The organism is Methanoculleus sp. SDB (assembly GCA_001412355.1).
GTDB lineage: Archaea > Halobacteriota > Methanomicrobia > Methanomicrobiales > Methanomicrobiaceae > LKUD01.
Genome location: LKUD01000038.1, coordinates 20,421 through 42,232 on the forward strand (window position 1 = coordinate 20,421; position 21,812 = coordinate 42,232).

Sequence of the window (21,812 nt, forward strand, 5' to 3'; positions counted from 1 at the left end):
AGTATATCATGGACACAGAAAAAATCAGGAAAGCATTCGAGGAGAGTGGAATAACCACGCAGATCACCTGTCCGCAGGCATTTAAAATCGCCGAAGAATACGATATTCCAAAGATGCACATCGCAAAATACTGCAACACGGCGGACCCGAAGATTAAGATCCGGGGCTGCCAGCTGGGCTGTTTCAGATGAGCATCTTCCTCCGGGTCGTCCCCGTCAGCGACGCGATCCGTGCCGTCCGGAAGATTGCAGTCCCTGCCGGCTGCGAAACCGTTCCGGTCGCGGACGCACGCGGACGTATCCTTTGCCGTGACGTGCAGGCGCCCGGGGACATTCCGGGTTTTGCCCGCTCGGTCGTCGACGGCTACGCGGTGATCGCCTCCGATACGCAGGGTGCCGGCGAGGCGATGCCCGCGATGCTCACCTGCACCGGAAGGATTGCGATGGGGGTGCCGGGAGACCTCCCGGTCAGATCCGGCGAGTGCCGGTATATCCCGACGGGGGGCGTGCTTCCCGCGGGGGCCGATGCCGCCGCCATGATCGAATACACGGAAGCCGTGGGTGACGAGGTGCTGATCAGAAAACCCGTTGCACCGGGCGAAAATATCATTCGGAGGGGTGAGGATTACCCGGAAGGAGGCGTGGTGCTGCCCGCGGGCACCCGGATCGGTGCACGGGGCCTGGGCGTGCTTGCCGCGGCAGGCTGCGACCGGGTCACCGTGGCCGTACCCCCGAAAGTCGGGATCATTTCGACCGGCAACGAACTGGTGCCCGTAGCAGCCGTGCCCGGCCCCGGAGAGGTGCGGGATGCGAACACCTATCTCTGCAGCGGTTTCGTGGAGGAGAAGGGCGGCATTCCGGTCAGGTACGGCATCGTAAGAGACGACCGCGATTCCCTCGCCGCGGCTCTCGAACGGGCGGTGGCGGAATGCGATATCGTCCTCCTCTCCGGGGGGAGCTCGAAGGACGACCGTGACATGTGCGCCGACACGATCGCCCGGTTCGGGGAGGTGCTCATTCACGGCATCGCCATCGCACCCGGAAAACCCACGATCATCGGCACGGCAGCCGGAAAACCGGTCATCGGCCTGCCCGGACACCCGGCATCCGCGTTCGTGGTGCTCCATGCGATCGGCACGCCCCTCATGGCGGCGACGACCGGGGAGACCGGCCGGGACAGGACGGTGCCCTCGGTGCTGGCCCAGAACATCCCGTCTGCAAAAGGGCGGCAGGACTATGTCAGGGTACGGTTCGAGGGAGATACGGTGGTACCGGTCTTCGGCAAGTCGGGCCTTCTCAATACGCTCGTGCAGAGTGACGGCATGGTGATCGTGCCCGCCGGCCGCGAAGGGCTGGAGCCCGGCGAGCGCGTGGAGGTGCACCTGTGGTGACGCGCTACCTCGCCCTCACGCCCCTCGACGACGCGATCGGCGTGATGAAGGAGACGTTTCCCTGCATCCCCCGCATCGCGGAGGTACCGCTCGCTTCGGCCGCGGGACGCATCACCGCAACGCCTATCTTCTCCCGCATCTCGGTCCCTCCGCGCCACCTCTCCGCGATGGACGGCATCGCGGTCCGGGCTGCCGATACGCACGGGGCGAGCGAACAGCATCCCGTCACGCTCTCCGATGCGGTCCGGGTCAATACCGGCAATGTGATCCCGGAAGGCTACGATGCGGTGATCATGATCGAAGACGTCCACACCGAACAGAGCGGGTACGTGATCCGTGCGGCGGCGAGCCCCTGGCAGCATGTCCGCCCGGTCGGCGAGGACATCGGCGAGTCGGAGATGATCCTGCCGTCCCTTCACCGCATCCGTCCGTTCGACATCGGTGCGCTCGCCGCGTACGGTATCGACCGCGTGGAGGTGCTCGACGTCTCGATCGGCCTGATTCCCACCGGCAACGAACTGGTGCCCCTCGGCACGCTGCCCGCGCCCGGCCAGGCGGTGGAGAGCAACATGCACATGGCGGCTGCTCACCTGCAGGGGCTCGGTGCCCGGTGCGTACACTATCCCATCACTCCCGACGAACCCGCTCTGATTCGTGCGGCGGTGGAGCGCGGCATCCGGGAAAACGACATTCTCGTTATCTCCGCCGGATCGTCGAAGGGCACGCGGGACTATACCGCAGGCATCATCGGCGAGCTCGGCGGGGTGCTCGTCCACGGCATTGCCATCAAACCCGCAAAACCCGTCATCATCGGACAGATCGGGGGAAAACCCGTCATCGGAATGCCCGGATATCCGCTTGCCTGCGCGACCATCCTCAGGGAGCTCATGGAGCCGCTCCTCGGCATGTACGGCTTCCGCCCGCCCGCACGGGAAACGGTTTCCGCACGGCTGACCACGACCCTCCATTCCGATATCGGCACGGACGAGTTCGTGCTGCTCTCCGTCGGCCGGATCGGCGGCGGCTGGGTGGCCGTGCCGCAGTCCCGCGGCGCGGGGGTGCAGATGAGCGGGGTGCGGGCAAACGCGTACCTCACCATCGGGAGGAACGCGGAGGGTGCCATGGCCGGCGACGAAATCCGGGCGTCGCTCCTCGTCCCCCGCGAAAGCGCGGAGGAGTCGCTCCTCATCACCGGCAGCCACGACCCGGCACTCGATTACCTCGCCGACATGGCACGGCGGCAGGGCGTTGCCATGCACGCCACCCACACCGGGAGCATGGGGGGGCTCCTCACCCTGAAAAAGGGCGAGTGCCATGCGGCGCCGATGCACCTCCTCGGGGCGGACGGCGACTACAACATCCCGTACCTCCGGAAATACCTCCCCAACGAAGAGCTCGTGCTGCTCTGCGTCGCGGAGCGGCAGCAGGGAGTCGTCTCGCGCGAGGGGCTCGCGCTTGAGGACATTCCGGCACATACGTTCGCCAACCGCCAGAAGGGATCGGGAACGCGGATGCTGCTCGACCATCTCCTCCGGGAGCGGGGCATCGACAGCTCGGCCATCGCCGGCTACGATCGCGAATATACCACCCACCTCGCCGTTGCGCTTGCAGTACAGACGGGAGAGGCGGATATGGGCGTCTGCGTCTACAGTGCCGCGAAGGCTCTCGGGCTTCCATTTGTGCCCGTCGGCACGGAGCGCTATGAACTGGTGGCGAGAAAAAGCACGCTCCGGGACGACCCGGGACTTGCCGCACTCTTCGACTGCGTCTCCTCCGAATCCTTTAAAAAGACGCTCACGACCCTCGGCGGGTACGACGTCAGGGAGACAGGCGTGCGGCGCGGACTGCCATAAGCACCGCCTCTTCGGGGGTGGTACAGGGAAACACCCCCGGAATATCCCACGAACCGACGGTGAAGACCGGAATGCCGAGCTTCAGCGCCATGCCAATCTCCGAGAGGGTGCCGTGGCCCCCGCCCACGGCAATGACCGCATCGGCGGAGGAGACGAGGACGGCATTCCGGGCGATGCCGAGCCCGCTTTTTATCACGACATCAAGGTGCGGATTGCCCGTGTCGCGCCCGGGGAGGATGCCGACCGTCACGCCGCCCGCTTCCCGTGCCCCCCGGCACGACGCTTCCATCACACCGCCCCGCCCCCCGGAGAGCAGGACTGCGTGGTTTCCGGCAAGCAGGTACCCCGCCGTCTCCGCCGCCTCCGCCTCATCCCCGGTGCACTCCGACGCACCGATGACCGCAATCTGCATGGATGAGAGAAGGGACCAAAGCAGGAAAAAGAGATCGGGAATCCGCACCACGCCGTTCCTGCTCACAAATACTATCACTGCAGACCGCCTATTCTTCTCCACTGTTGAGGGATTCAGGTGAAGGAGGTCACCAGCAACTATACCGCCCGCGGGGTGGAGAGCGCGGTCCAGGAGTACTGGGCTGCTGAAGACGTGTACAAAAAGGTGAAAACGCTGCGGGCCGGTGGAAAACCGTTCTTTTTCGTGGACGGACCGCCGTATACGACCGGCTACATCCATCTCGGCACCGCGTGGAACAAGATCATCAAGGACTGCATCCTCCGGTACGAGCGCATGTGCGGCAGGAATGTGATCGACCGGGCCGGGTACGACATGCACGGCCTTCCCATCGAGGTCAGGGTCGAACAGGAGCTCGGATTCGCTTCAAAAAAGGATATCGAGGAATACGGCATCGCCGCGTTCATCGAGAAGTGCAAGACCTTCGCGCTCACCCACAAGGACATCATGAGCGAGCAGTTCAAAGCGCTCGGCGTCTGGATGGACTTCGACGATCCCTACGAGACCGTGAAGCCGGAGTACATCGAGGCGGCATGGTGGACACTTGCAAAGGCGGACGAGAAGGGGCTCCTCGAACAGGGCTACCGGGTGGTGAACCTCTGCCCCCGGTGCGAGACCGCCATCGCCGACTCAGAGGTCGAGTACTGGGACGAAGAAGATCCCTCAATCTACGTCAAGTTCCCCCTCCGCGGCCGTGACAACGAGTACCTTGTCATCTGGACCACGACGCCCTGGACACTCCCCGCCAACGTCGCCGTCGCGGTGAGCGAGGACTTCGTGTACGCCCGGGTGAACGCGGTGAAGGGAGACCGCGAAGAGATCCTGTGGATTGCCGAAGAGCTGGTGGAGGATGTGCTCCGGAAGGGGCGGTACCGTGACTACACCGTCCTCGCGACGGTCACCGGTGCGGAGATGGTCGGGATGGTGTACGACTCCCCGCTCGCAGCGGCGGTCCCCGTCCAGCGGACGGTGGAGCACCGTGTCGTCGCCGCCGATCACGTGACCCTCGAAAACACCGGAATGGTCCACACCGCACCGGGCCACGGGTGGGAAGACTCCCTCGTCGGGCAGGCGGAGGGGCTGACCGTCCTCTGCCCCGTCGACGGCGCCGGCCTCTTCACGGACGAGGCGGGCATCTTCGCAGGCAGCTACGTCCGCGACGCAAACGATGCCGTGCTTGACGCTCTCGGCGACCACCTCCTCGCCTCGGATCGGATCGTCCACCGCTACGGCCACTGCTGGCGCTGCAAAACGCCGATCATCTCCATCTCCACCGAACAGTGGTTCATCCCGATCCCGAAGATCAAGGAGAAGATGCTCGCCGAGATCGAAGCCGTAACCTGGTACCCCGAGTGGGCGGGAAGCGCCCGGTTCCATGATTTCGTCTCCGAAGCCCGCGACTGGTGCATCTCCCGGCAGCGGTACTGGGGGATCCCCATCCCAATCTGGCAGTGCGACCGGTGCGACCGGCACAGGACCTTTGCGACCATCGCCGACCTCACCGAAGCAAGCGGCACGGAGATTGCCGATCCGCACCGTCCGTACGTCGACGAAGTGACCGTCCCCTGCGCCTGCGGGGGAACGATGCACCGGGTCGAGGACATCTTTGATGTCTGGTTCGACTCCGCGATGGCGTCATGGGCGACGCTCCGGTTCCCCGGGGAGACAGCCGCCTTTGAAGACCTCTGGCCCGCGGACTTCATCACGGAGGGACAGGACCAGACCCGCGGCTGGTTCTACTCGCAGCTCGGCGCCTCGACGATCGCGTTCGACCGTGCGCCGTACAAAAACGTCCTGATGCACGGCTTTGCGCTGGATGCGGAAGGGCGGAAGATGAGCAAGAGTTTCGGGAACGTCGTCTCGCCGGAAAGTGTCATCGACCAGTACGGCGTGGACGTGCTCCGGCTCTATATCCTCTCGGCAAGTGCGCCGTGGGACGACCTGAAGTTCAACTGGGAAGGTGTCAAGACGGTCAACCGGGCCGTCAATATCCTCTGGAACGTCTACCGCTTCCCGCTCCCGTACATGATCCTCGACGGCTTCGCGCCCGCAACCGGGGGCGACGGGACGTGGAACGACGACTACGTGCGTGCTCACCTGGCGGCGATGCCCGACGAAGACCGCTGGATCATCTCGCGCATTCACTCGCTCGCGGCGGAGGTCTCGGAGGGGATCGACGGGTATAACCTGCATCGGGCCACCCGGGCGCTCATCACGTCGGTGCTCGAGGACATCTCGCGCTGGTACATCCAGCTCGTCCGCCCGAGAATGTGGCTCGAAGAAGACTCGGTCGAAAAACGGCACGCCTATGAAACGATGTATTCCGTCATGCGGATGCTGGTCCGGCTGCTCGCCCCCTTCACGCCGCACATCAGCGAGGAGATCTACCGGAACCTGCGGACCGACGCCGACCCGGAGAGCGTGCACATGCTCGAATGGAGCCGCGGCGAACCCTCCTTCATCGACGAGGCGCTCGAAGCGCGGATGCGGGTGGTGCAGTCCTTCGACGAAGCGGTGGCAAATGCCCGGCAGGCGGGTAAGCGGAAACTGCGGTGGCCGGTTCAAGAGACCGTTGTCGTGACGGACGACGACGCCGTCGGCGAAGCAATGACCACGCTGCTCTATCTCTGCGAGAGCCGTGCCAACAGCCGCACGGTCCGGGTTGTCCGGGGCCGCTGGGACCGGATCGGCTGGAAGGCCGAACCCGTGATGCGGGCGATCGGGCCGAAATTCGGGAAACAGGGGCCGCTCGTGAAGGGACTTATCGAGAATGCGGACGGGGACCTCCTGAAAACCCAGATTGATGCATCCGGCGAGGCGCACGTGGGCGAGTTCACCGTCACCGCCGACCAGCTCACGTTCACCGAGTCGCTCCCCGACCGGATATTCGCCGCTTCCATGGAGGGCGGCGTGGTCTACGTGGACGTGACCCTCACGGACGATATCGAGGCCGAGGGGTACGCCCGGGAGGTCATGCGCCGGATCCAGGAGATGCGCCGGCAGCTTGACCTGAAAGTCGAGGATTTCATCACGGCCGATATCGCCATCGCCGACGACCGGGTCCGCGGACTGCTCTCGGGCACCTGGGAAAATGAGATCCGCGAAGAGGTCAGGGCTGTCGCGCTTGCCCTCCGCGCCCCTGACGGCGGGGCTGTCGTCACGGGGGGGCTTGTCCGCGACTGGGACGTGGAGGGGATCCCGATGGCGATAGGGATCGCCGCCGCATCACATCAGTGACCGGATCAGGCTGATTCCGTCGGGTTCCGAGAACAGGGGGAGGTCCCGGTTTACCCGGATTTGCCGGCGCGTGACAGTGACCGTCTCCCCCGTGACGGGATTATATCCCTCTTTTTCCACCGCGGCCCGGCAGACCAGCACGCCGCGCCGTTCCCATGCGGGCGTCTGTGCGAGGTTGATGCCGCGGGAGAACATCATCTCGTGCATTCCCGGAGAGCCGGTGCCCTTCAGTGCCGATGCCGCCTGCCGGGACGTCATTCCGTCGGATATAAGCGCATACTGGCAGTAGGCGTTGCAGTGGTTGCGCCATGCCTCGCGCTGCCGGAATGCGAGATAGTCAACCGCCGTTTCCGGGGATACGGCCACGATGCGCGCATCGAACGCGAGAGGAGCGGGAGCGTCGAGCGCGAGAGCGAGGGCGCTTGCGGCGAAGGAAGCGCATACCGAGTCGATCTTCTCAACCCGGCCGTCGAACGGCAGGCGATCGAAGAACAGGCTGATTTCATCGGAAAAAGTGTACGCAAACAGCGGGTTCATGCCGCTCTCCCGCAGGAGCGCGGTGCAGACGGTGCACATGGCATCCGAAAATCCTTCGTCAAACGGCTTCGCGAAATCCAGCAGGCGGGCGAGGCGGTGGAAGGCCCGTCCGTCAAGCCGCACAAAAACAGGGGGAAACACTGCCAGACGGGAATAAAGCTCTCTCTTCTCCATCGGGACCGCGGCGGGCCCTCCTGTAATCCGCTTCATCCGCCCTCAAAAAAAATCGTGGCCTATTCAGCGCCTGTTCGCTTAAAGGCTCCGGAGAGGTGGCGGACGATGACAATATCCCCGATCGAGCGGATGGTCCGGTACGGGATACGGACACCGCGGAATCCCTTGAGTTCCATGAGTTCGGGGTTGAGGTTCCCGACAGCGAGGGAATCGATCTTTTTCCCGTCCACATCAAGCACGACATCGTCAATCTCGCCGATCCTGATTGCCTTCTCGGTATAGACCTGCATGCCAAAAAGCTCCGTTATCTGCGTCTTCATCGTAATCGATTGAAGGTATATACTTAAAAGTAAAAAAAATAATCTTTCACCATGGAAGGGTCCATTCAGATTGGAAGATTGTTCGGCATCCCCATCCGCCTCCACTTCACGTTCCTCCTCGTCATCCCTCTGTTTGCGTGGATCATCGGCAGCCAGATCGAGCTCACGACCGAACTGCTGACGGGCATCTTCGGGATCGATTACGCCGGGCTTGACATGAGCCTCATCACGTCCGGGTACTCCCCCTACGTGCTGGGCACGATCGTCGCCCTCGGGCTGTTTGCCGGTGTGCTGCTCCACGAACTCGCCCACTCGATGGTCGCCCGCTCGAAGGGCATGAAGATCAACAGCATCACCCTGCTCATCCTCGGCGGCGTGGCATCGATGGAGGAGGGCATCCCCGACCCGATGGTGGAACTGCCCATGGCGCTCGCCGGTCCCCTGACAAGCCTCGGGATCGGCATCATCTCGAGCGCCATCGCCCTCTCCGCGGAATCCATCATCCCCGACAGGGCGCTCGCGGCCGTCATCTTCTTCGTATTCGGGTACCTTGGGCTCCTCAACGTCATCCTCTTCGCCTTCAACCTGCTCCCCGCGTTTCCCATGGACGGCGGACGTGTGCTCAGGGCATGGCTCGCAAAAAAGATGCCGCTCCACCGGGCTACAAAAATCGCGGCGGATATCGGGCGCGCATTTGCCATAATGTTCGGAATTTTCGGTTTTTTTGCCGGGAACGTCATCCTGATTATCATCGCCTTTTTCATCTACATCGGCGCGGGGCAGGAATCGCTCATGGTCAAATACAACTATCTCCTTCAGGACGTATCCATCGCCGACGCGATGAGCAGCCCCGTCACCACCGTGTCGCCCGATCTTCAGATCGAGGAGATCGTCACCCTGATGGAAACATCCCATCACATGGGATTTCCGGTTGTCGCGCAGGACATGCTGGTCGGAATGGTCACGCTCTCGGACGTGCACGCCGTCCCGAAGATTGAGCGCGAGGCAAAACTGGTGCGTGACATTATGTCGAAAAACACCGTGTCCCTTCCCCCGACCGCACCGCTCACCGACGCATTGAAGCTGATGTCGATGAAGGACATCGGCCGCGTGCCGGTGGTACGGGATGGCGTGCTGGTCGGCATCGTCACGCGGACCGATATTCTGCGGGTGATGGAGCTCAAGGAAGCGTAAAGGCGAGCAGATCCGCGATCGGTGACGGGCCGGCAACCGCACGGAATTCCTCGAGGGTCAGAAACGGCCTCTTCGAGGCGATTTTCGCCGCCTTTTTCCTGCCGACGCCGGGCAGCCATTTCAGGGTCGACTGCGGCAGCGCATTCACATCCACCGGGCAGGGAAGTACCGTGACGGACCGCATCCCCCAGCCGACGACGACCGCATTCGTCACCGTTTTTTTTCCGAGATGAAGGGGGAAGCCTGCGAGAATCGGGTACGATCCCATCTGGCGCCCGAACGAGGGCGTCCCGGACTCCTCAATGATGACGTCGCAAAGCACGGTCCCTTCCGGAAAGACGGCCCGTAGCATCGGTGCGTCGAAGTTCTTCCGCACGTGCTCCTTCCACTGCTTAAACCGTGCCGCATGCCTGCCCAGCATGTTGTCGTCATACGCAGGCGTGCCTTCAAACGGCATCAGCTGCCTGATATTCACCCGTCGCACGAGCAGCCCCGCCGCAAGCACACGGTCGAGAAAGGCCTGGTTCGCGTCGAAGGTCGCCGGTGTCTCCCCGGCAAGGCCGATGATAAAATTCAGGCCGGGAAGCAGGTCGGGGACACCATCACGCCGTCCTGCACCGACGTCGTTTACGATCTCTATCGCACGGAACACCTGTTCGGGAGAGGCCTTGAGGTTGTTTGCCCGTATCACAGCCGTATCGGCGGTCTCCATACCAAACGCTGCGGTATCGCCCGGCGTGTGCCCGCTCACGATCGCCTGCAGGGCGTCGCGGGCGGCCTCCTCGTGGCGGGCGATCGTGCCCGGATTGATGTTATCGATATGCAGTGTTTTCAGGCCCGGTGCCGCCGCTCGGATGCCGGTGAACAGCGTGTCGAGGAGATCGGGACGCGGCTTCGGGAATTCGCCCGCGCCCGTCCCGAACGCGAGGAGATCCGGCTGGCGGCCGAGGCGGAAATGAACCGCTCCGGCTGCCGCAAGGGCCGCCACTTCCCCGGAGACACCCGCAACCGACCTGTACCGGGGAGGACCGTAGAGCGGTTCGGTGCAGAAGGAGCAACCGCCGGCAACGACGCGGGAGCAGCCCCGGGCGGTCTCGAGTTCGCACATGACGTGAGGAAACGACGGGTGCTGCCGCACGATGCCGCTCCCGAGCACGCTCCACCGGTCGATGGTGCGGTAATCGATGCCTCCGGGCGCGTCTTTCTCCTGCAGCAGGGCGTCGAGCGATGACGCCACCTCTCCCCCGAGCACGGCGTCGAACCCGGATACGGCCTGCCTGACCGCCTTCTCGCCGCCACCGCGTGCGTAACCGAAGGAGATGGGACCGCCGATAACACTCACCGGGTGCCGGAGCATACTCCCGATCTGGCGGATCTCCGTGAGCGAAGCGGGAGTGCCCCCGAGGTACTTCCCGGGGACGGTCACGCCCGCGATCAGGAGGACGAGCGATGCCGCATCGAGGCGGGCAATGCGGGCGGGATCGTCACGAAGGGTGTCGATGGTGACATATGACACGGTGTACCCGTGCTCGAGAAGAACGCCCGCCGCATACCTGATATAGGGGGAGAGGTAGGGCGGAACCCCGAAACAGGCGGGTTCGTCCACGTACCCGTCGATGATGATCGCGTCAGAGGTCATGGCCGAGGAGCCCCAGCAGGCGCCGTGCCCAGGAGAGTTTGCCGCGCTTGACAGGATCGACCCCGGGATCGTCGCAGTCGAACCCGATGATGGAGACGGAGCGGGCACCGAGTGCGTGTGCGGCAAAGACCGCACGGTCGCCGTCCGTAAACCCGCCGAAGTTATGGACGCCGGGAAGGGGCCGTGCCTGCGTCGTGGCGACAAACGGCCCGTCGAATCGCGGCACCCAGTGGGTGAGAAGGCGGATATTGTCGCCGTGGGCATGCACGACCATGACGGTACCTTTCCGGTTCATCTCGCAAAAAACGTCCGTGGCGCCGTCGAGATCCGTAAAGACCGCATCGGGACGGATGCCGTGGGCGTACAGCACGCCCGCGGCGGCGTCGGCGGCGAAGACCGTGCCGTTGATCTCCGGGAGTTCGCCGGAAAGGCACGGGGCGTTTCCGCAGACGGTGACGTCTCGCCCCCGGCACAGGGCGGTAAGAAGGGAGCGGTCGTCACGGGGAGCGAGGGCTGCGAGCACCCGTGCCGCCTCCTCGTCGTCCTCCCGGTCAAACCCGAAATAATCGAGGATGGCAGTGTAATGCGGCTCCCATTCCTCAAACCTCATTCGCTTCCTCGTCCTCGATTCCCACCAGTTTCATGAACTTCCTGAGGATCGGATCGATGACCAGTGAAAGGAGCTCTTCCTTGTTTTTCACCATGGAAAAGATGGCGAGAGGAATGACCGCCGCCGCCATCGTGGCATGGCCGCCCCCTTCGCCGATGTCGGAGAAGGCTTCGTGCATGACGTTTCCGATGTGCAGCCTGATGTCCTTGTTGCGGGCGGAGAGGGTGATGGCCGCATCGGTGATGCCGTAGACAAGCGCCGTGTTCACCCCTTCGAGATTGATGAGGAGGTCCGCTGCCTGCGGCACTGCATCCCGGTTGCGCACATACCCGATGTTGGAGAAGAGATACCCGTTCCGGATCCTGCGGTTCCTGATCGCATTCCCGAGCACATCGAGCGTCTCCTGCCCCATCGAGGGCGAGGTGATGCGGCCGAGCAGTTCGGCGTCGGTCAGCGGCAGGAGGAATGCGGCAAAATGCAGGTCCGAGGGGGTGGTGTTCCGGGAGAAGTCACGAGTATCCGCCTTTATCCCGTACAGAAGCGCTGTTGCAACGTTTTTCTCGACCGGGATATCGAGCTCCTGCAGGTACTGCGTGAAAATGCTCGCCGTGGCGCCCAGGCCGGGGCGGATATCAAAAAAGTCGGCGTTCGGGACGGCATCCCCGTTATGGTGGTGGTCGATGATGATGCTGATGTGGGAGTCCTTGTCGAGGGCGTTGTTGACGCCCGGGGCGGGTGCGTCCACCAGCGCGATATGGCCGCATTCTGCGAGCGCATCCGGAGTCAGGCGCTCCATCTTGATATCGAGAAGGTTTACAAACGCCCGGTTCTCCTGATGCCCGATATTGCCGTCATAAAAGATGCGGCACTCGATCCTGCCGTCGGTCGCGTCCTTTGCAATCGAACAGAGTGCCATGGCGCTTGAGATGGCGTCCGGGTCGGGATTTGTATGGGTGACGATCCCGAGCGTCCCTTCCCACGCGGCAAGAATATTGTAGAGGCGCCGTGCCAGCCGTGACGACCGCAGTTTTCTGATATGGTGCACCGCGGTTCTGGCGATGACTTCCTGCGGATAGAGCACGATATCGGCACCCGCCTGCTCCAGCAGCCCGACGCTGACCGGGTCCAGGGCACGGGCGATGACGTACGTGGAGGGGTACTTCTCCTTGATGGTCTTGACGGCGGCGAGGTTTGCCTCCTTATCGCTGGAGAGGACGAACACGACACCCGGAACCGGCAGCCCGTCAAGCAGGGCAGGATCCCTGAGGTCGCGCGATATCGCCTCGTATTTTTGATCCAGCAGGTCTTCGACCCGCTTATCATCGTGGTCGATGATGAGGATGTCTTCCGTTTCCTTCAGGAGTTCGTCCACGACGTTGTACCCGATGCTCCCACACCCGAGTATGATATATTTGATTTTTGGTGTAGCTCCATTCGGAGACGGATCAGGCATACTGATCACGTGTACCGTATCAGCATATTAAAGTTCAGATGATGAAAATTCCAATACGAAAGGTTTATTCTTTAGCTAATACAATGTTTGTGAGTCATTTTAATGGGCCTGTAGCTTAGTCAGGCAGAGCGACGGACTCTTAATCCGTAGGCCAGGGGTTCAATTCCCTTCAGGCCCGTTTCATAAAAATGTTCCACCCTCATTTGCCAATCTTCACGAGCATCTCCTCGAGGCTCGGGTACTTTGACTCTATCTTTTTCACCCTGCCGTTGCCTTCAGCAATGCAGGCGGTCACCTCGTTGAGTGCGTCGACGTCATGCACGACGGCGACGTACGCCCCGTGCTCCTCGCGGTATTCCAGAACACCCGTGAGGCAGCGGGTGTCGTCCATCGTGAAGTGGATCTCGTAGGTCAGGGTACCGAACGTCTCCCGGAGTTCGTCCATGGTCCCGAACGCGACCTCCTTTCCCCGCCGCAGAATCATGACTTTGTCGCAGATCTCCTCCACCTGATAGAGGTTGTGGGCTGAGAGCACGATCGTCTTCTTCTGCCGCGTGCGGAGATCCCGGAGGTACTCGCTGATATACCGGGATGTCATCGGATCAAGCCCTGATGTCGGTTCGTCGTAGATCAAGAGAGAGGGTTCGTGAATCAGCGAGCGGGCGATCGCCACTTTCCGGCGCATTCCCTTCGAGAGCTCTCCGATCCGTTTTCCGCCCGCCTCGAGGGAGAGGGAGGAGAGGAGGATGTCGGACCTCTCGGCAATCGTTGCATGGTCGAGGCCGTAAATCTCGCCGAAAAAGGTGAGGTACCCGTCGACCGTCATGGTCTCGTAGAGCCTCGACTCCTCGGGGAGATACCCCAGTTTCTCTTTCAGGACGTCCGGATGGGCGACGACGTCGATGCTGTCGATGTGGTAGGTCCCCGACGTGGGCGCCATCAGGCCGGCGAGAATTTTCAGGAGGGTCGTCTTCCCCGCACCGTTGTGCCCGATCACGCCGAATATCCCGTGCTCCTCGAGGTCGAAACTGACGCCGTCGAGGGCGGCAGCCCCGTTGTATTTTTTCACAAGCGAGCGGGCGTGGATCATACTCGTCGTGTGTAACTCGCACGCGACCGTACATAACAGTTTCGTGCAACGCCGGTACCGGGCTTTTTTCCGGTACCGGGCAGTACCGGGGGTTTTTTTCACCGAAAACCTCAATGACTAAATACCTGTACCCCCAACAGCACGAATACCTTTATGCGCGAAACGCTGCTTGCTGTCTGGACGATTGCCCGATGGGAAATCGCACGCTCAATCACTACGATGAGCCGCGATGTGCTGCCGATCGCCATCGCCCTTTTCGTGCTGCTCGTGGCGGTGACAGGATTCGCATCGCAGAGCGGGGTCCACCTGCAGGACGGCATGTACGACCTGGGGGTCGACGATCCCGGTGTCGCCCGCATTTTTGCCGGTGACGAGAGATTCGCCGTGTACCGGGCCGACGCCGCCACCCTGACGGTGGTACGGGCGAGCTTCGATCTCGTCATCATCGACGGCAGGGTGTCCGCCCCCTCCACCGAGAAGGGACGGTCCGCACTCCGTGCGCTCTCCCGGGACTACACCCGGTACGAGGCGTTTGTATACAACCAGCAGGAGGACCTCTTCGCTTCATACCCGCTCTGGATCGACACGCTCGAGGTGAAGAGCGAACTGGACTTCATCGCCACCCAGGGCGGCCAGCCGGTCGGCGCAGGACTCTACGGCCGGCGCCGGCCGGTGCCGGACGGTCCGGTGATCCCGATCGATCCCCCCTCGGCAACGATTGATGTTTCCCGGGAAGACCTCAGGCGGGAGCTGATCGCGGTTGCCGGCTCAGACAGCCAGATTTCGCGGTACAGCGATATTCTCTCACCCGACACAGGGCCCGGGATGTTCAAGACACCGTCCCAGCTCTCCCCGCCGCTGCCGTTCGACTCGATCATCCTCGTCTTCGTCTTCATCTTCCCCCTCTACTTCACATCCCAGTTCTTCATGATGAGCGTCATGAACGAGCGTGTCGAGCGGCGGGGCGAGATTCTCCTCTCGACACCCCTCAAAGCGTGGCAGATCATCGCGGGAAAAGGGCTCCCGTACCTCGTGGTCATGCTCGGCATCTCCGCGATACTTGCACTCGCAAACGGCGCACCCCTCATCATCCTCCTTCCGCTCCTGCCGGTCATCCTCTTCTTCCTCGCAAATGCCCTCATCATCGGGATGGTGGCACGCAGCTTCAAGGAGCTCTCGTTTATTTCCATCTTCTTCTCCACCATCGCGACATCGTACCTCTTCTTCCCGAGCATCTTCGCAAACGTTCACGTCATCAGCCTGATCTCGCCCCTCACCCTGATCGTCCTCCAGATGCAGGGCGACGGATTTACGGCTCTCGACTATATGTACTCGACCTCGCTCTTCTGGCTGACGAGCGCCGTGCTCTTCTATGTCGGCACCGTCAACTTCACCGAGGAACGCCTCTTCACGCTTCACACCCTGACCGTCCGCATCCGCGAGTTCATCGGGACGGGCATCTCTCTCTCCCGCCCGTACACCTCGCTCTTCCTCATCAGCCTCTTTTCCATTCCCTTCGTTTTCATGGCGCAGCTGATGCTGCTGGTGCTCCTCTTCAACCTGCCGATGCCCCTGTCGCTGATCCTGCTGCTCGTTGCAGCGGCATTCATCGAGGAACTGGCGAAATCGATCGGCGTGTACACGCTTGTTGCGAACGTGCCGGATTTCTTCTCATGGAAGCGGGTCCTCGCCGCATCGGCGGCAGTGGCCGCGGGGTTCCTCATCGGGGAAAAGGCGCTCCTGTTCGCAACGCTTGCGCAGATCTCGGACTCCATCTTCGGGGCGGTGCTGTTTGCCAGCCTGCAGGTACTCTGGATACCCTTAACGCTCCACTTCATCGGAATACTTACCACCGCTGCTGTGCTCCGGACCTGGGGGCGGCGGGCATATCTCCCGGGACTCTGCGCTGCAACCGTCGTACATACGCTCTATAACCTCTCGTTCATACTGGGGTGGATCTGATGAACGCACGCCACGCGGGGATCATTGCGAAAAAGGAACTGAAAGGGCTGTATAGCGAAAAAACAATTATTCTTGCGATACTGCTCCAGCTCTTCATCGCCATGTTCTCCACGTTCCTGATGGTGGGTCTTGCGTCCATGTACGATCCCGACTCGGTGGGAAGGCTCTCGACAATCAGGTATCCCATCGCCTATACCGGCGAAGACAGCCTGCTCGTCGATTACCTGACGGCACGCGATGACCTCATCGTGTACGAGATGGATCTCGACACGGCCGTCACGGCGCTCGGCGAACGCAAGCTCAGCGCGGTCGTGTGGGCCCCGGAAACGGCGCCGGATGCGGACGATCCAATTAAAATAACACTCTATACCATCCAGAACGACATCCAGTCGACCGTCATCAATGTCAAACTCAAGGAGGTCTTCCTCGCGTACGAAAGCGATCTCCGGGAGATCCGGGCTTTCCGGCTTGACGTGCAGCCGTTCCCGCTCGATTTCCCGCCGTCCGAACCCGGCAGCAACTTCTATGAATTCGTTTACGGGCTCCTCATACCGCTCCTCGTCTTTATGCCCGCCATCATATCGTCGGCCCTGATCATCGACCTGATCACGGAGGAGTACCAGCACGACACGCTCGAGACGCTTATGTCCACACCGGTGACCTTTACCGAGATGATCTGGGGGAAAGTCGCCGCGTGCCTTGCCATCGTCCCCGTCCAGTCGGGTGCATGGCTCCTCCTCCTGACGGTAAACGGCATCGCGATAGCGAATGCCGTCCCGATTCTCCTGCATGTCACCGCCGGTTCGATGGCGATGATCCTGCTCGGTGCGGTCACAGCGCTCCACTACCGGGACCGGACAAACGCCCAGTTCATCTTCTCCACGGCACTGGTGGTCGTCATCCTCTTCGTGCTCGCACTCCCCTATAATCCTCTCAACCTGATCGTCCGCCTCGCTGTCGACGCAATCGGAGCTGAGCACTGGCTTTTCCTTGCGGCAGTCATTGCCGTTACCGCACTCGGAGCCTCTGTCACGAATCGCTATGCGGCACGGATCGGGACACGGATTTTTCAGAAGGGGTAACCCGCCGGATCACCGCCTCAGCCTCGCAAGCACGAGCGGCGCTGCGAGGTAGACAAGCGTGGCATAGGAAGAGGCGACAAAAGCCACGCCTATGACCGCGAGGGAAAGAACGGGGATTACCAGCGTCCGCCGGAGCGATCCGGCCGCCCGGTCCGCATCCCTCTCCGGATCCGTGAGCGGGACCGCAAGGGCATGCCGCCAGCCGAGCGCGTTGAACGAACCGATGGCGCACATGTTGAGGGCGAAGACCGATACCGCATAGGGGGAGGACGAATAATCCCCGACAAGGGACGTGGAGAACGGGAGCAGGCCGACGCAGAGGAGGGAGAGGATATTCCACCAGAGAAAGCCGCGGTCGACCTGACGGACGGAATGAAACTGCTGCGTATGCCCGATCCAGAACGCACCCGGCGTGAAAAACGCGATGGCGTAATGGAGCATCTGGGGAGCCAGGCCGAACAGGCCGGGGTGGAGCGTGCCGGCCGGCGTACCTCCCGCGAGATCTCCGACACCGATGTTCAGCATGGCGAGAGTGAATGCAATGGCATAAATGCCGTCGCTGAGCGCTTCGATGCGGTGTTTGCTCATTCCCGTGAGAATATCTGCCCCGGACGTCATCACGTTCCGCCTGATTTGAAAAAAGAAAAGTCATCTGTCTATAAGAAAATGGCACGGCACGGCCCGCTCCCCAATCAGGGTATACTGGGCGGCGGAGATGCGGTTCCTGCCGGTGCCGCCGTGAGCCCCTCTTTACCACACCGGACGGTCCCCGCCCTCGTCGCCGGATTCCTTCAGCTGCTCCTCTGCCAGCCGCCGGATTTTCCTGAGCGGGGCGTTTAGTTCGAGCGCAGCCTTTCGTAAATCTTCATATTCCGGCTTTTTCCCGATAACGGCACCACCCGCCCGCGACGTTTTGACCCGGACAGGAAATGTCCGTCCGAGAAATGTCATTGTCCGTGTCTCCCGCACCCGCTCAGCGACCAGCCGGGGAGTATCTCGGATACGCACACCGAGGGTTCCTGTCTCTTCCATGAGAAGGGCGAGCAGCCGGGAGTAGTCGTGATGGCCCGTGATGACAGTGAGCACCTGGACCGGGCGGTTTTTCTTTCCGATGCCGGGGGTGACGAAAACATCGACCGCTCCCGCTGCCAGCAGGCGTTCGATGGTAAAGCCTATCTCCTCGCCGGGAAGATCATCGAGATTGGTTTCGAGGAGCACGACATGATCCCTGATCAGGGCTTCCCGCTCGCCGCTCACCACCCGGAGGAGCGGAGGATTCGTACCGCTGCCGCACCCGTACCCGGCTCCTTCGGGCGTGAGTGCCGGAAGCACGGGCGCCACCTCATCCACCAGACGCGCAAAGAGTGCGACGCCGGCTGCACTGGTGGATACGGGACGATTCTGAGGAGAGGAAAACGGAATATGCCTGCGCGACAGGAGCCACAGGATGTCGGGCGGGGGACCGGAGAAGGGATCCCCGCCATCAGCCACGGCAGGGGGAGTCCCGATGATCCGCCCGTCGAAGAAACCGCCTTTATCGAGCATGAGAAGAGGTGCAAGAACCGAATAGACCGTCTCCGGCCATGCCGGTCCGGGCAGGGCATACGCCTTCCCGGCTGCCAGAAGGTCCGAAAAAACGGCATCGGAAAGCTCCGTCACGCTCCCGGAACATCCCGTTTCTCCGGCAATTTCCGCTGCTGCCGCTTTCAGTCCCCCTGCCGGGGGGGACACCCCCGAACCGGCGTCGGTCCGGAGGCGGGTTGCGGCAATCCCGCGTACCCGGACGGTGTCCGCGGTACAGGAAAAGGACCCGGCGTCCGGGTGTGCGGCGATTATGCCGGCGAGGGAGGCGAGAGGGGCGGTGCTGCCGGACAGATCGGCGAGGGCTGCCGCAAGCAGCCCCCCCTCGATCCCGCCGGCAGCGGCATCGATGACGAGTATCTTCATCCGAAATCCTGCCTTACGGGAAGGGTTCGTCAAGACGCTCTTTAATCCGCCGGGCAATCCGGGCGACTTCCGCTGCCGTTTCGTGAGCTCCCGGGATCGACCGTGTCAGGTAGGCGCCGTCCTCCGCCTGCTTCCCCGCCTCCGCGGGCTCCATGCCCCGTGCTCCCGCCACTGCCGCAGGCACCGTGATGTTGAGGATCGTATGCCCGACGTACTGCAGCTCCTGTGTCAGGACCGCTCCCGCGAAGAGCGCGGTTCCCCAGTCGGGATTGTCGCGGTTCTTCCCCTCGAGGGCGAACGCGGGTACCTCCTGTGCCGTCAGGTTCTCCAGGTGATACGGTTTGTCGTCGATGGTGATGTCGTACGAGACAAAGGAGTCGAAGCCCCAGTACCGTGCGGTGAATTTGTCGGTGCGGCGGGCATGGGGTTTGAGCTCGGTGAATTTCAGCTCGATCTTTCTGCCGGTGAATCCCGAGAGGATTGCCGAACCGCGCTGCTCCACATACGCACGGCGCTCGTCGTCGAGGGTGCGGGTCACGTCGGCAACCGATCTGCCGGCGGAGAGCATCTCCATCGTGTGGACGGCGCGCCGGTAGACGGCACGGTCCCGGATCTCCTCCGACGCGAGAATGCAGGCTTCGGATACCTTTCCGCGGGTCACCTGTTCGGCCTTCCTGGCGATGGTATTCAGGCCGCAGAGTGCCAGTTCCGGATCAATGAAGTTCTGCAGCTTGTATTCGCGGATCGCATCCGCCACGGCAAAGACATCGGCGTTATGCATGAGGAGGAGCCTGAGGGCCGGCACGCAGTCCCCTTCGAGGTGCCCGAGCGGCGGATTGACCGGGCCGCCCGAAAACCCGGCCCCGATAACAGCGGCTTCTTCAAACCCGGCGAAAATCTCGCTGAGCGCCATCGATCCGATCACCGACGGGCCGCCGATATCCTTGAGGATGAGGCCGAAGTCGCCGATCACCTTCGCGGTGTCGTACTCCTCGTGCGTCCCGCGGATATGGATGAAGGGGGGCAGCTTTGCAGCCTCGACGGCGCCTTTGCCGGCAAGGTATGCGGAGTCGACCGCCCCGAACTTCCCGAACTCCTCCCCCAGAAGGGCGTCGGGGTGGACGAGCTCCATGGTGACCGTCGCTCCGATGAGCGCCGGCCAGAGGGGGTATGCGGTGATCCCCGCCCCGTGCATGCTCGCTATCATCGCCTCGGTTCCCACTTTTGCCGCGTTCCGGGCGAGTTCGGGGATATTGAAGTCCTCGCCCAGTGCCGAATGTCCGTACACCGCGCCTCCCGCGATGAACGGCGGGAGTGTCGCCCCGTCGACCCGGGTGAGCTTCTTGTCCGCCAGTGCCTCGTATATCGCGAGATATGCCGGGAAAGCAGGAATCCGGTGGGTGAATTTTCCCGTCACCAGCGCAATGGCACTCGTTCGGGCGGCACCGGCGTGGATCCGGGCAATCGCACCGAGCTTCCGGTTACCGAGCGGGACACCGGCACGGGCGCACGAGCCCGAAAAGTATGCGAGGGACGCAACGATGAGCGCGGCATTCGCCGGTTCCGCACCGGCATTCATCGTTGCTTGTACTGCCTTGTCGATGATCATATCGAGCGGCAGCTGCGGGGCCGACGCATCGATCACGGCCATCCGATCGAGGAGATGCATCTCCGGCCCCGCGAAGGAACAGAATACATCCTCGGCAAGTGAGTTTGCTGCTGCAAATACCGGGATGACAAGCGCTCCGTGGCCTTTGGTCGCAGCCTCAAGCTTGTCGTTGCTCATCAGATCAGGCTTAAATGTCGCCGCCTGAGCGGCGGCGAGAAGTATTCGTTCACGTTCTCCCTGCATACGATATCTCCTCCCACAATGAGAGGAAAATTATGGCAGGGCGTAAAAAAGGTATGGGTCACGGGAGCCCTCGATTATCCCGCTGTCCATCTCTCCTCGTCCATCCGCTAAAGCCGGGGAGGGCGTGCGGCGTGCGCCACCACCCGCCATGCGGTGATCTTCGCTTCCAGGGTCAGGCGTGCATTGGCCGGGCTTGTCGAGGGGAGGGTGACGACAGCCGGACGCTCCGCGGACACCAGGTCCGGAAAGAAATGTTTCAGCCACCGCTCCGCACCGCTTTTACCGTTCAGCGCAATGATCCGGATGCCGCGGTGCCCGTCAACCAGGCGGGCGATATCATTGGGCACCGCGTCGCGTATCTGCGCATCTCCGCTCCCCTCCCGCCGGCATGACGCCACGACATCCCAGAGCGCGATGCCGCAGCCGGCAAGCGACGCACAGCGGCGGGTGTAGGGAGCATCCGGATCGGCACACCCGATCGCCCCCATAATGCGCCAGAACGCGTTGTGGGGGTGTGCATAATACTCGCCCGCGGCAAGAGAGCGGACACTGGGAAAACTGCCGAGGATGAGAACCGCAGGATCAGGCCCGATAACAGGAGGGAGACCTTCCCGTCTTTCGCGGTGTATATCCCCCGCATTCCTGTTCATACAACCATGTTGTCCGAATCCGTGGAAAAAGGTTATCCACGGGTTTTTCGCACAACATCATCATACAGGACAAATCGTTTGCCGGAGTACAGATTGACCACCACTTTCACGTAATCATCGCCCGATGTCCCCTGCAGTTCTGTTTCCTCCCCAATCACGGGCATCAGTACGGCATGGGCGGTCGTTTTGTCGGAGAGCGTTGCATCGATATCGATATCACGGACGGTTCGCGTGCCGGGGCCACCGCGGAACTCGGCGATTATCGTCGAATAAATGGGATCCTTGCGGACCGTCACATCAACCTGCGCATCAAAAAGTTTCCACCACGGCCTGCTTCCGGCAAGGTTCAGCTG

18 protein-coding genes, 1 tRNA gene and 1 pseudogene are annotated in these 21,812 nt (G+C 62.3%); 8 read left to right on the plus strand and 12 right to left on the minus strand.

From position 1 onward, the window contains the following. Window positions 1-8: 8 nt before the first annotated feature. Genes APR53_09530 through APR53_09540 form a run of 3 tightly spaced genes read left to right on the plus strand, consistent with a single transcriptional unit; the run spans window position 9 to window position 3,243 of the window. Window positions 9-191: a hypothetical protein gene (locus tag APR53_09530; protein ID KQC04814.1), complete on the plus strand. Its 183-nt coding sequence runs from the start codon at window positions 9-11 to the stop codon at window positions 189-191. Then, on the plus strand, window positions 188-1,390 hold the full coding sequence (locus APR53_09535) for a molybdenum cofactor biosynthesis protein MoeA (protein KQC04815.1): 1,203 nt from the start codon (window positions 188-190) through the stop codon (window positions 1,388-1,390). The genes APR53_09530 and APR53_09535 overlap by 4 nt, the downstream gene beginning before the upstream one ends. Then, entirely contained in the window at window positions 1,384-3,243 is a 1,860-nt protein-coding gene (locus APR53_09540; protein KQC04816.1) for a LysR family transcriptional regulator, read from the plus strand. Before APR53_09535 ends, APR53_09540 begins: the two co-directional genes overlap by 7 nt. Here APR53_09540 and APR53_09545 read toward each other — a convergent pair. Then, window positions 3,209-3,655: a hypothetical protein gene (locus APR53_09545; protein KQC04831.1), complete on the minus strand. Its 447-nt coding sequence runs from the start codon at window positions 3,653-3,655 to the stop codon at window positions 3,209-3,211. The two genes, APR53_09540 and APR53_09545, sit on opposite strands and share 35 nt — an antisense overlap. A gap of 117 nt (window positions 3,656-3,772) precedes the next feature. Here APR53_09545 and APR53_09550 point away from each other — a divergent pair, with 117 nt between their 5' ends. Further along, window positions 3,773-6,949 (plus strand): isoleucine--tRNA ligase, encoded by a 3,177-nt coding sequence (locus tag APR53_09550; GenBank protein ID KQC04817.1) that lies wholly within the window; start codon window positions 3,773-3,775, stop codon window positions 6,947-6,949. Here the strand turns inward: APR53_09550 and APR53_09555 are convergent. Both APR53_09555 and APR53_09560 read right to left on the minus strand, forming a co-directional pair. Beyond that, on the minus strand, window positions 6,938-7,660 hold the full coding sequence (locus APR53_09555) for a tRNA 5'-guanylyltransferase (GenBank protein ID KQC04818.1): 723 nt from the start codon (window positions 7,658-7,660) through the stop codon (window positions 6,938-6,940). The two genes, APR53_09550 and APR53_09555, sit on opposite strands and share 12 nt — an antisense overlap. A gap of 59 nt (window positions 7,661-7,719) precedes the next feature. Next, the gene (locus APR53_09560; GenBank protein KQC04819.1) at window positions 7,720-7,980 is read right to left on the minus strand and encodes a photosystem reaction center subunit H; all 261 of its coding nucleotides are present in this window, start codon (window positions 7,978-7,980) and stop codon (window positions 7,720-7,722) included. A gap of 51 nt (window positions 7,981-8,031) precedes the next feature. Here APR53_09560 and APR53_09565 point away from each other — a divergent pair, with 51 nt between their 5' ends. Beyond that, complete coding sequence (locus tag APR53_09565) at window positions 8,032-9,174, plus strand: peptidase M50 (protein KQC04820.1); 1,143 nt, start codon at window positions 8,032-8,034, stop codon at window positions 9,172-9,174. Here APR53_09565 and APR53_09570 read toward each other — a convergent pair. Genes APR53_09570 through APR53_09580 form a run of 3 tightly spaced genes read right to left on the minus strand, consistent with a single transcriptional unit; the run spans window position 9,161 to window position 12,876 of the window. Continuing rightward, window positions 9,161-10,813, minus strand: a complete 1,653-nt coding sequence (locus APR53_09570) for a radical SAM protein (GenBank protein ID KQC04821.1) — start codon at window positions 10,811-10,813, stop codon at window positions 9,161-9,163. The genes APR53_09565 and APR53_09570 overlap by 14 nt on opposite strands. After that, window positions 10,803-11,423: a hypothetical protein gene (locus tag APR53_09575; protein ID KQC04822.1), complete on the minus strand. Its 621-nt coding sequence runs from the start codon at window positions 11,421-11,423 to the stop codon at window positions 10,803-10,805. Before APR53_09575 ends, APR53_09570 begins: the two co-directional genes overlap by 11 nt. After that, window positions 11,413-12,876 carry a potassium transporter TrkA gene (locus tag APR53_09580; GenBank protein ID KQC04823.1) on the minus strand — a complete coding sequence of 488 codons (1,464 nt, stop codon included), beginning with the start codon at window positions 12,874-12,876 and terminating at the stop codon, window positions 11,413-11,415. Before APR53_09580 ends, APR53_09575 begins: the two co-directional genes overlap by 11 nt. A 104-nt stretch (window positions 12,877-12,980) precedes the next feature. Here APR53_09580 and APR53_09585 point away from each other — a divergent pair. After that, window positions 12,981-13,054 (plus strand) — tRNA-Lys (locus APR53_09585). Between the two features lie 21 nt (window positions 13,055-13,075). Here APR53_09585 and APR53_09590 read toward each other — a convergent pair. After that, window positions 13,076-13,966 (minus strand): multidrug ABC transporter ATP-binding protein, encoded by an 891-nt coding sequence (locus APR53_09590; GenBank protein KQC04832.1) that lies wholly within the window; start codon window positions 13,964-13,966, stop codon window positions 13,076-13,078. Between the two features lie 153 nt (window positions 13,967-14,119). Between APR53_09590 and APR53_09595 the strand changes: the two genes are divergently transcribed. Both APR53_09595 and APR53_09600 read left to right on the plus strand, forming a co-directional pair. Further along, window positions 14,120-15,928, plus strand: coding sequence for an ABC transporter (locus tag APR53_09595; GenBank protein KQC04824.1), 1,809 nt, complete (start codon window positions 14,120-14,122; stop codon window positions 15,926-15,928). Beyond that, window positions 15,928-17,010, plus strand: coding sequence for a sodium ABC transporter permease (locus tag APR53_09600; protein KQC04825.1), 1,083 nt, complete (start codon window positions 15,928-15,930; stop codon window positions 17,008-17,010). The genes APR53_09595 and APR53_09600 overlap by 1 nt, the downstream gene beginning before the upstream one ends. A gap of 9 nt (window positions 17,011-17,019) precedes the next feature. Here the strand turns inward: APR53_09600 and APR53_09605 are convergent, their stop codons facing one another. The 5 genes and pseudogenes from APR53_09605 to APR53_09625 all read right to left on the minus strand — a co-directional run bounded on the left by APR53_09605 (window position 17,020) and on the right by APR53_09625 (window position 21,812). Further along, complete coding sequence (locus APR53_09605; protein ID KQC04826.1) at window positions 17,020-17,628, minus strand: hypothetical protein; 609 nt, start codon at window positions 17,626-17,628, stop codon at window positions 17,020-17,022. A gap of 132 nt (window positions 17,629-17,760) precedes the next feature. After that, window positions 17,761-18,957 (minus strand): hypothetical protein, encoded by a 1,197-nt coding sequence (locus APR53_09610; GenBank protein KQC04827.1) that lies wholly within the window; start codon window positions 18,955-18,957, stop codon window positions 17,761-17,763. 13 nt (window positions 18,958-18,970) lie between these two features. Next, window positions 18,971-20,809 (minus strand): hypothetical protein, encoded by a 1,839-nt coding sequence (locus tag APR53_09615; GenBank protein KQC04828.1) that lies wholly within the window; start codon window positions 20,807-20,809, stop codon window positions 18,971-18,973. Window positions 20,810-20,916: 107 nt separating this feature from the next. Beyond that, window positions 20,917-21,459 (minus strand): hypothetical protein, encoded by a 543-nt coding sequence (locus APR53_09620; protein KQC04829.1) that lies wholly within the window; start codon window positions 21,457-21,459, stop codon window positions 20,917-20,919. Between the two features lie 32 nt (window positions 21,460-21,491). Beyond that, a pseudogene (locus tag APR53_09625) lies at window positions 21,492-21,812 on the minus strand.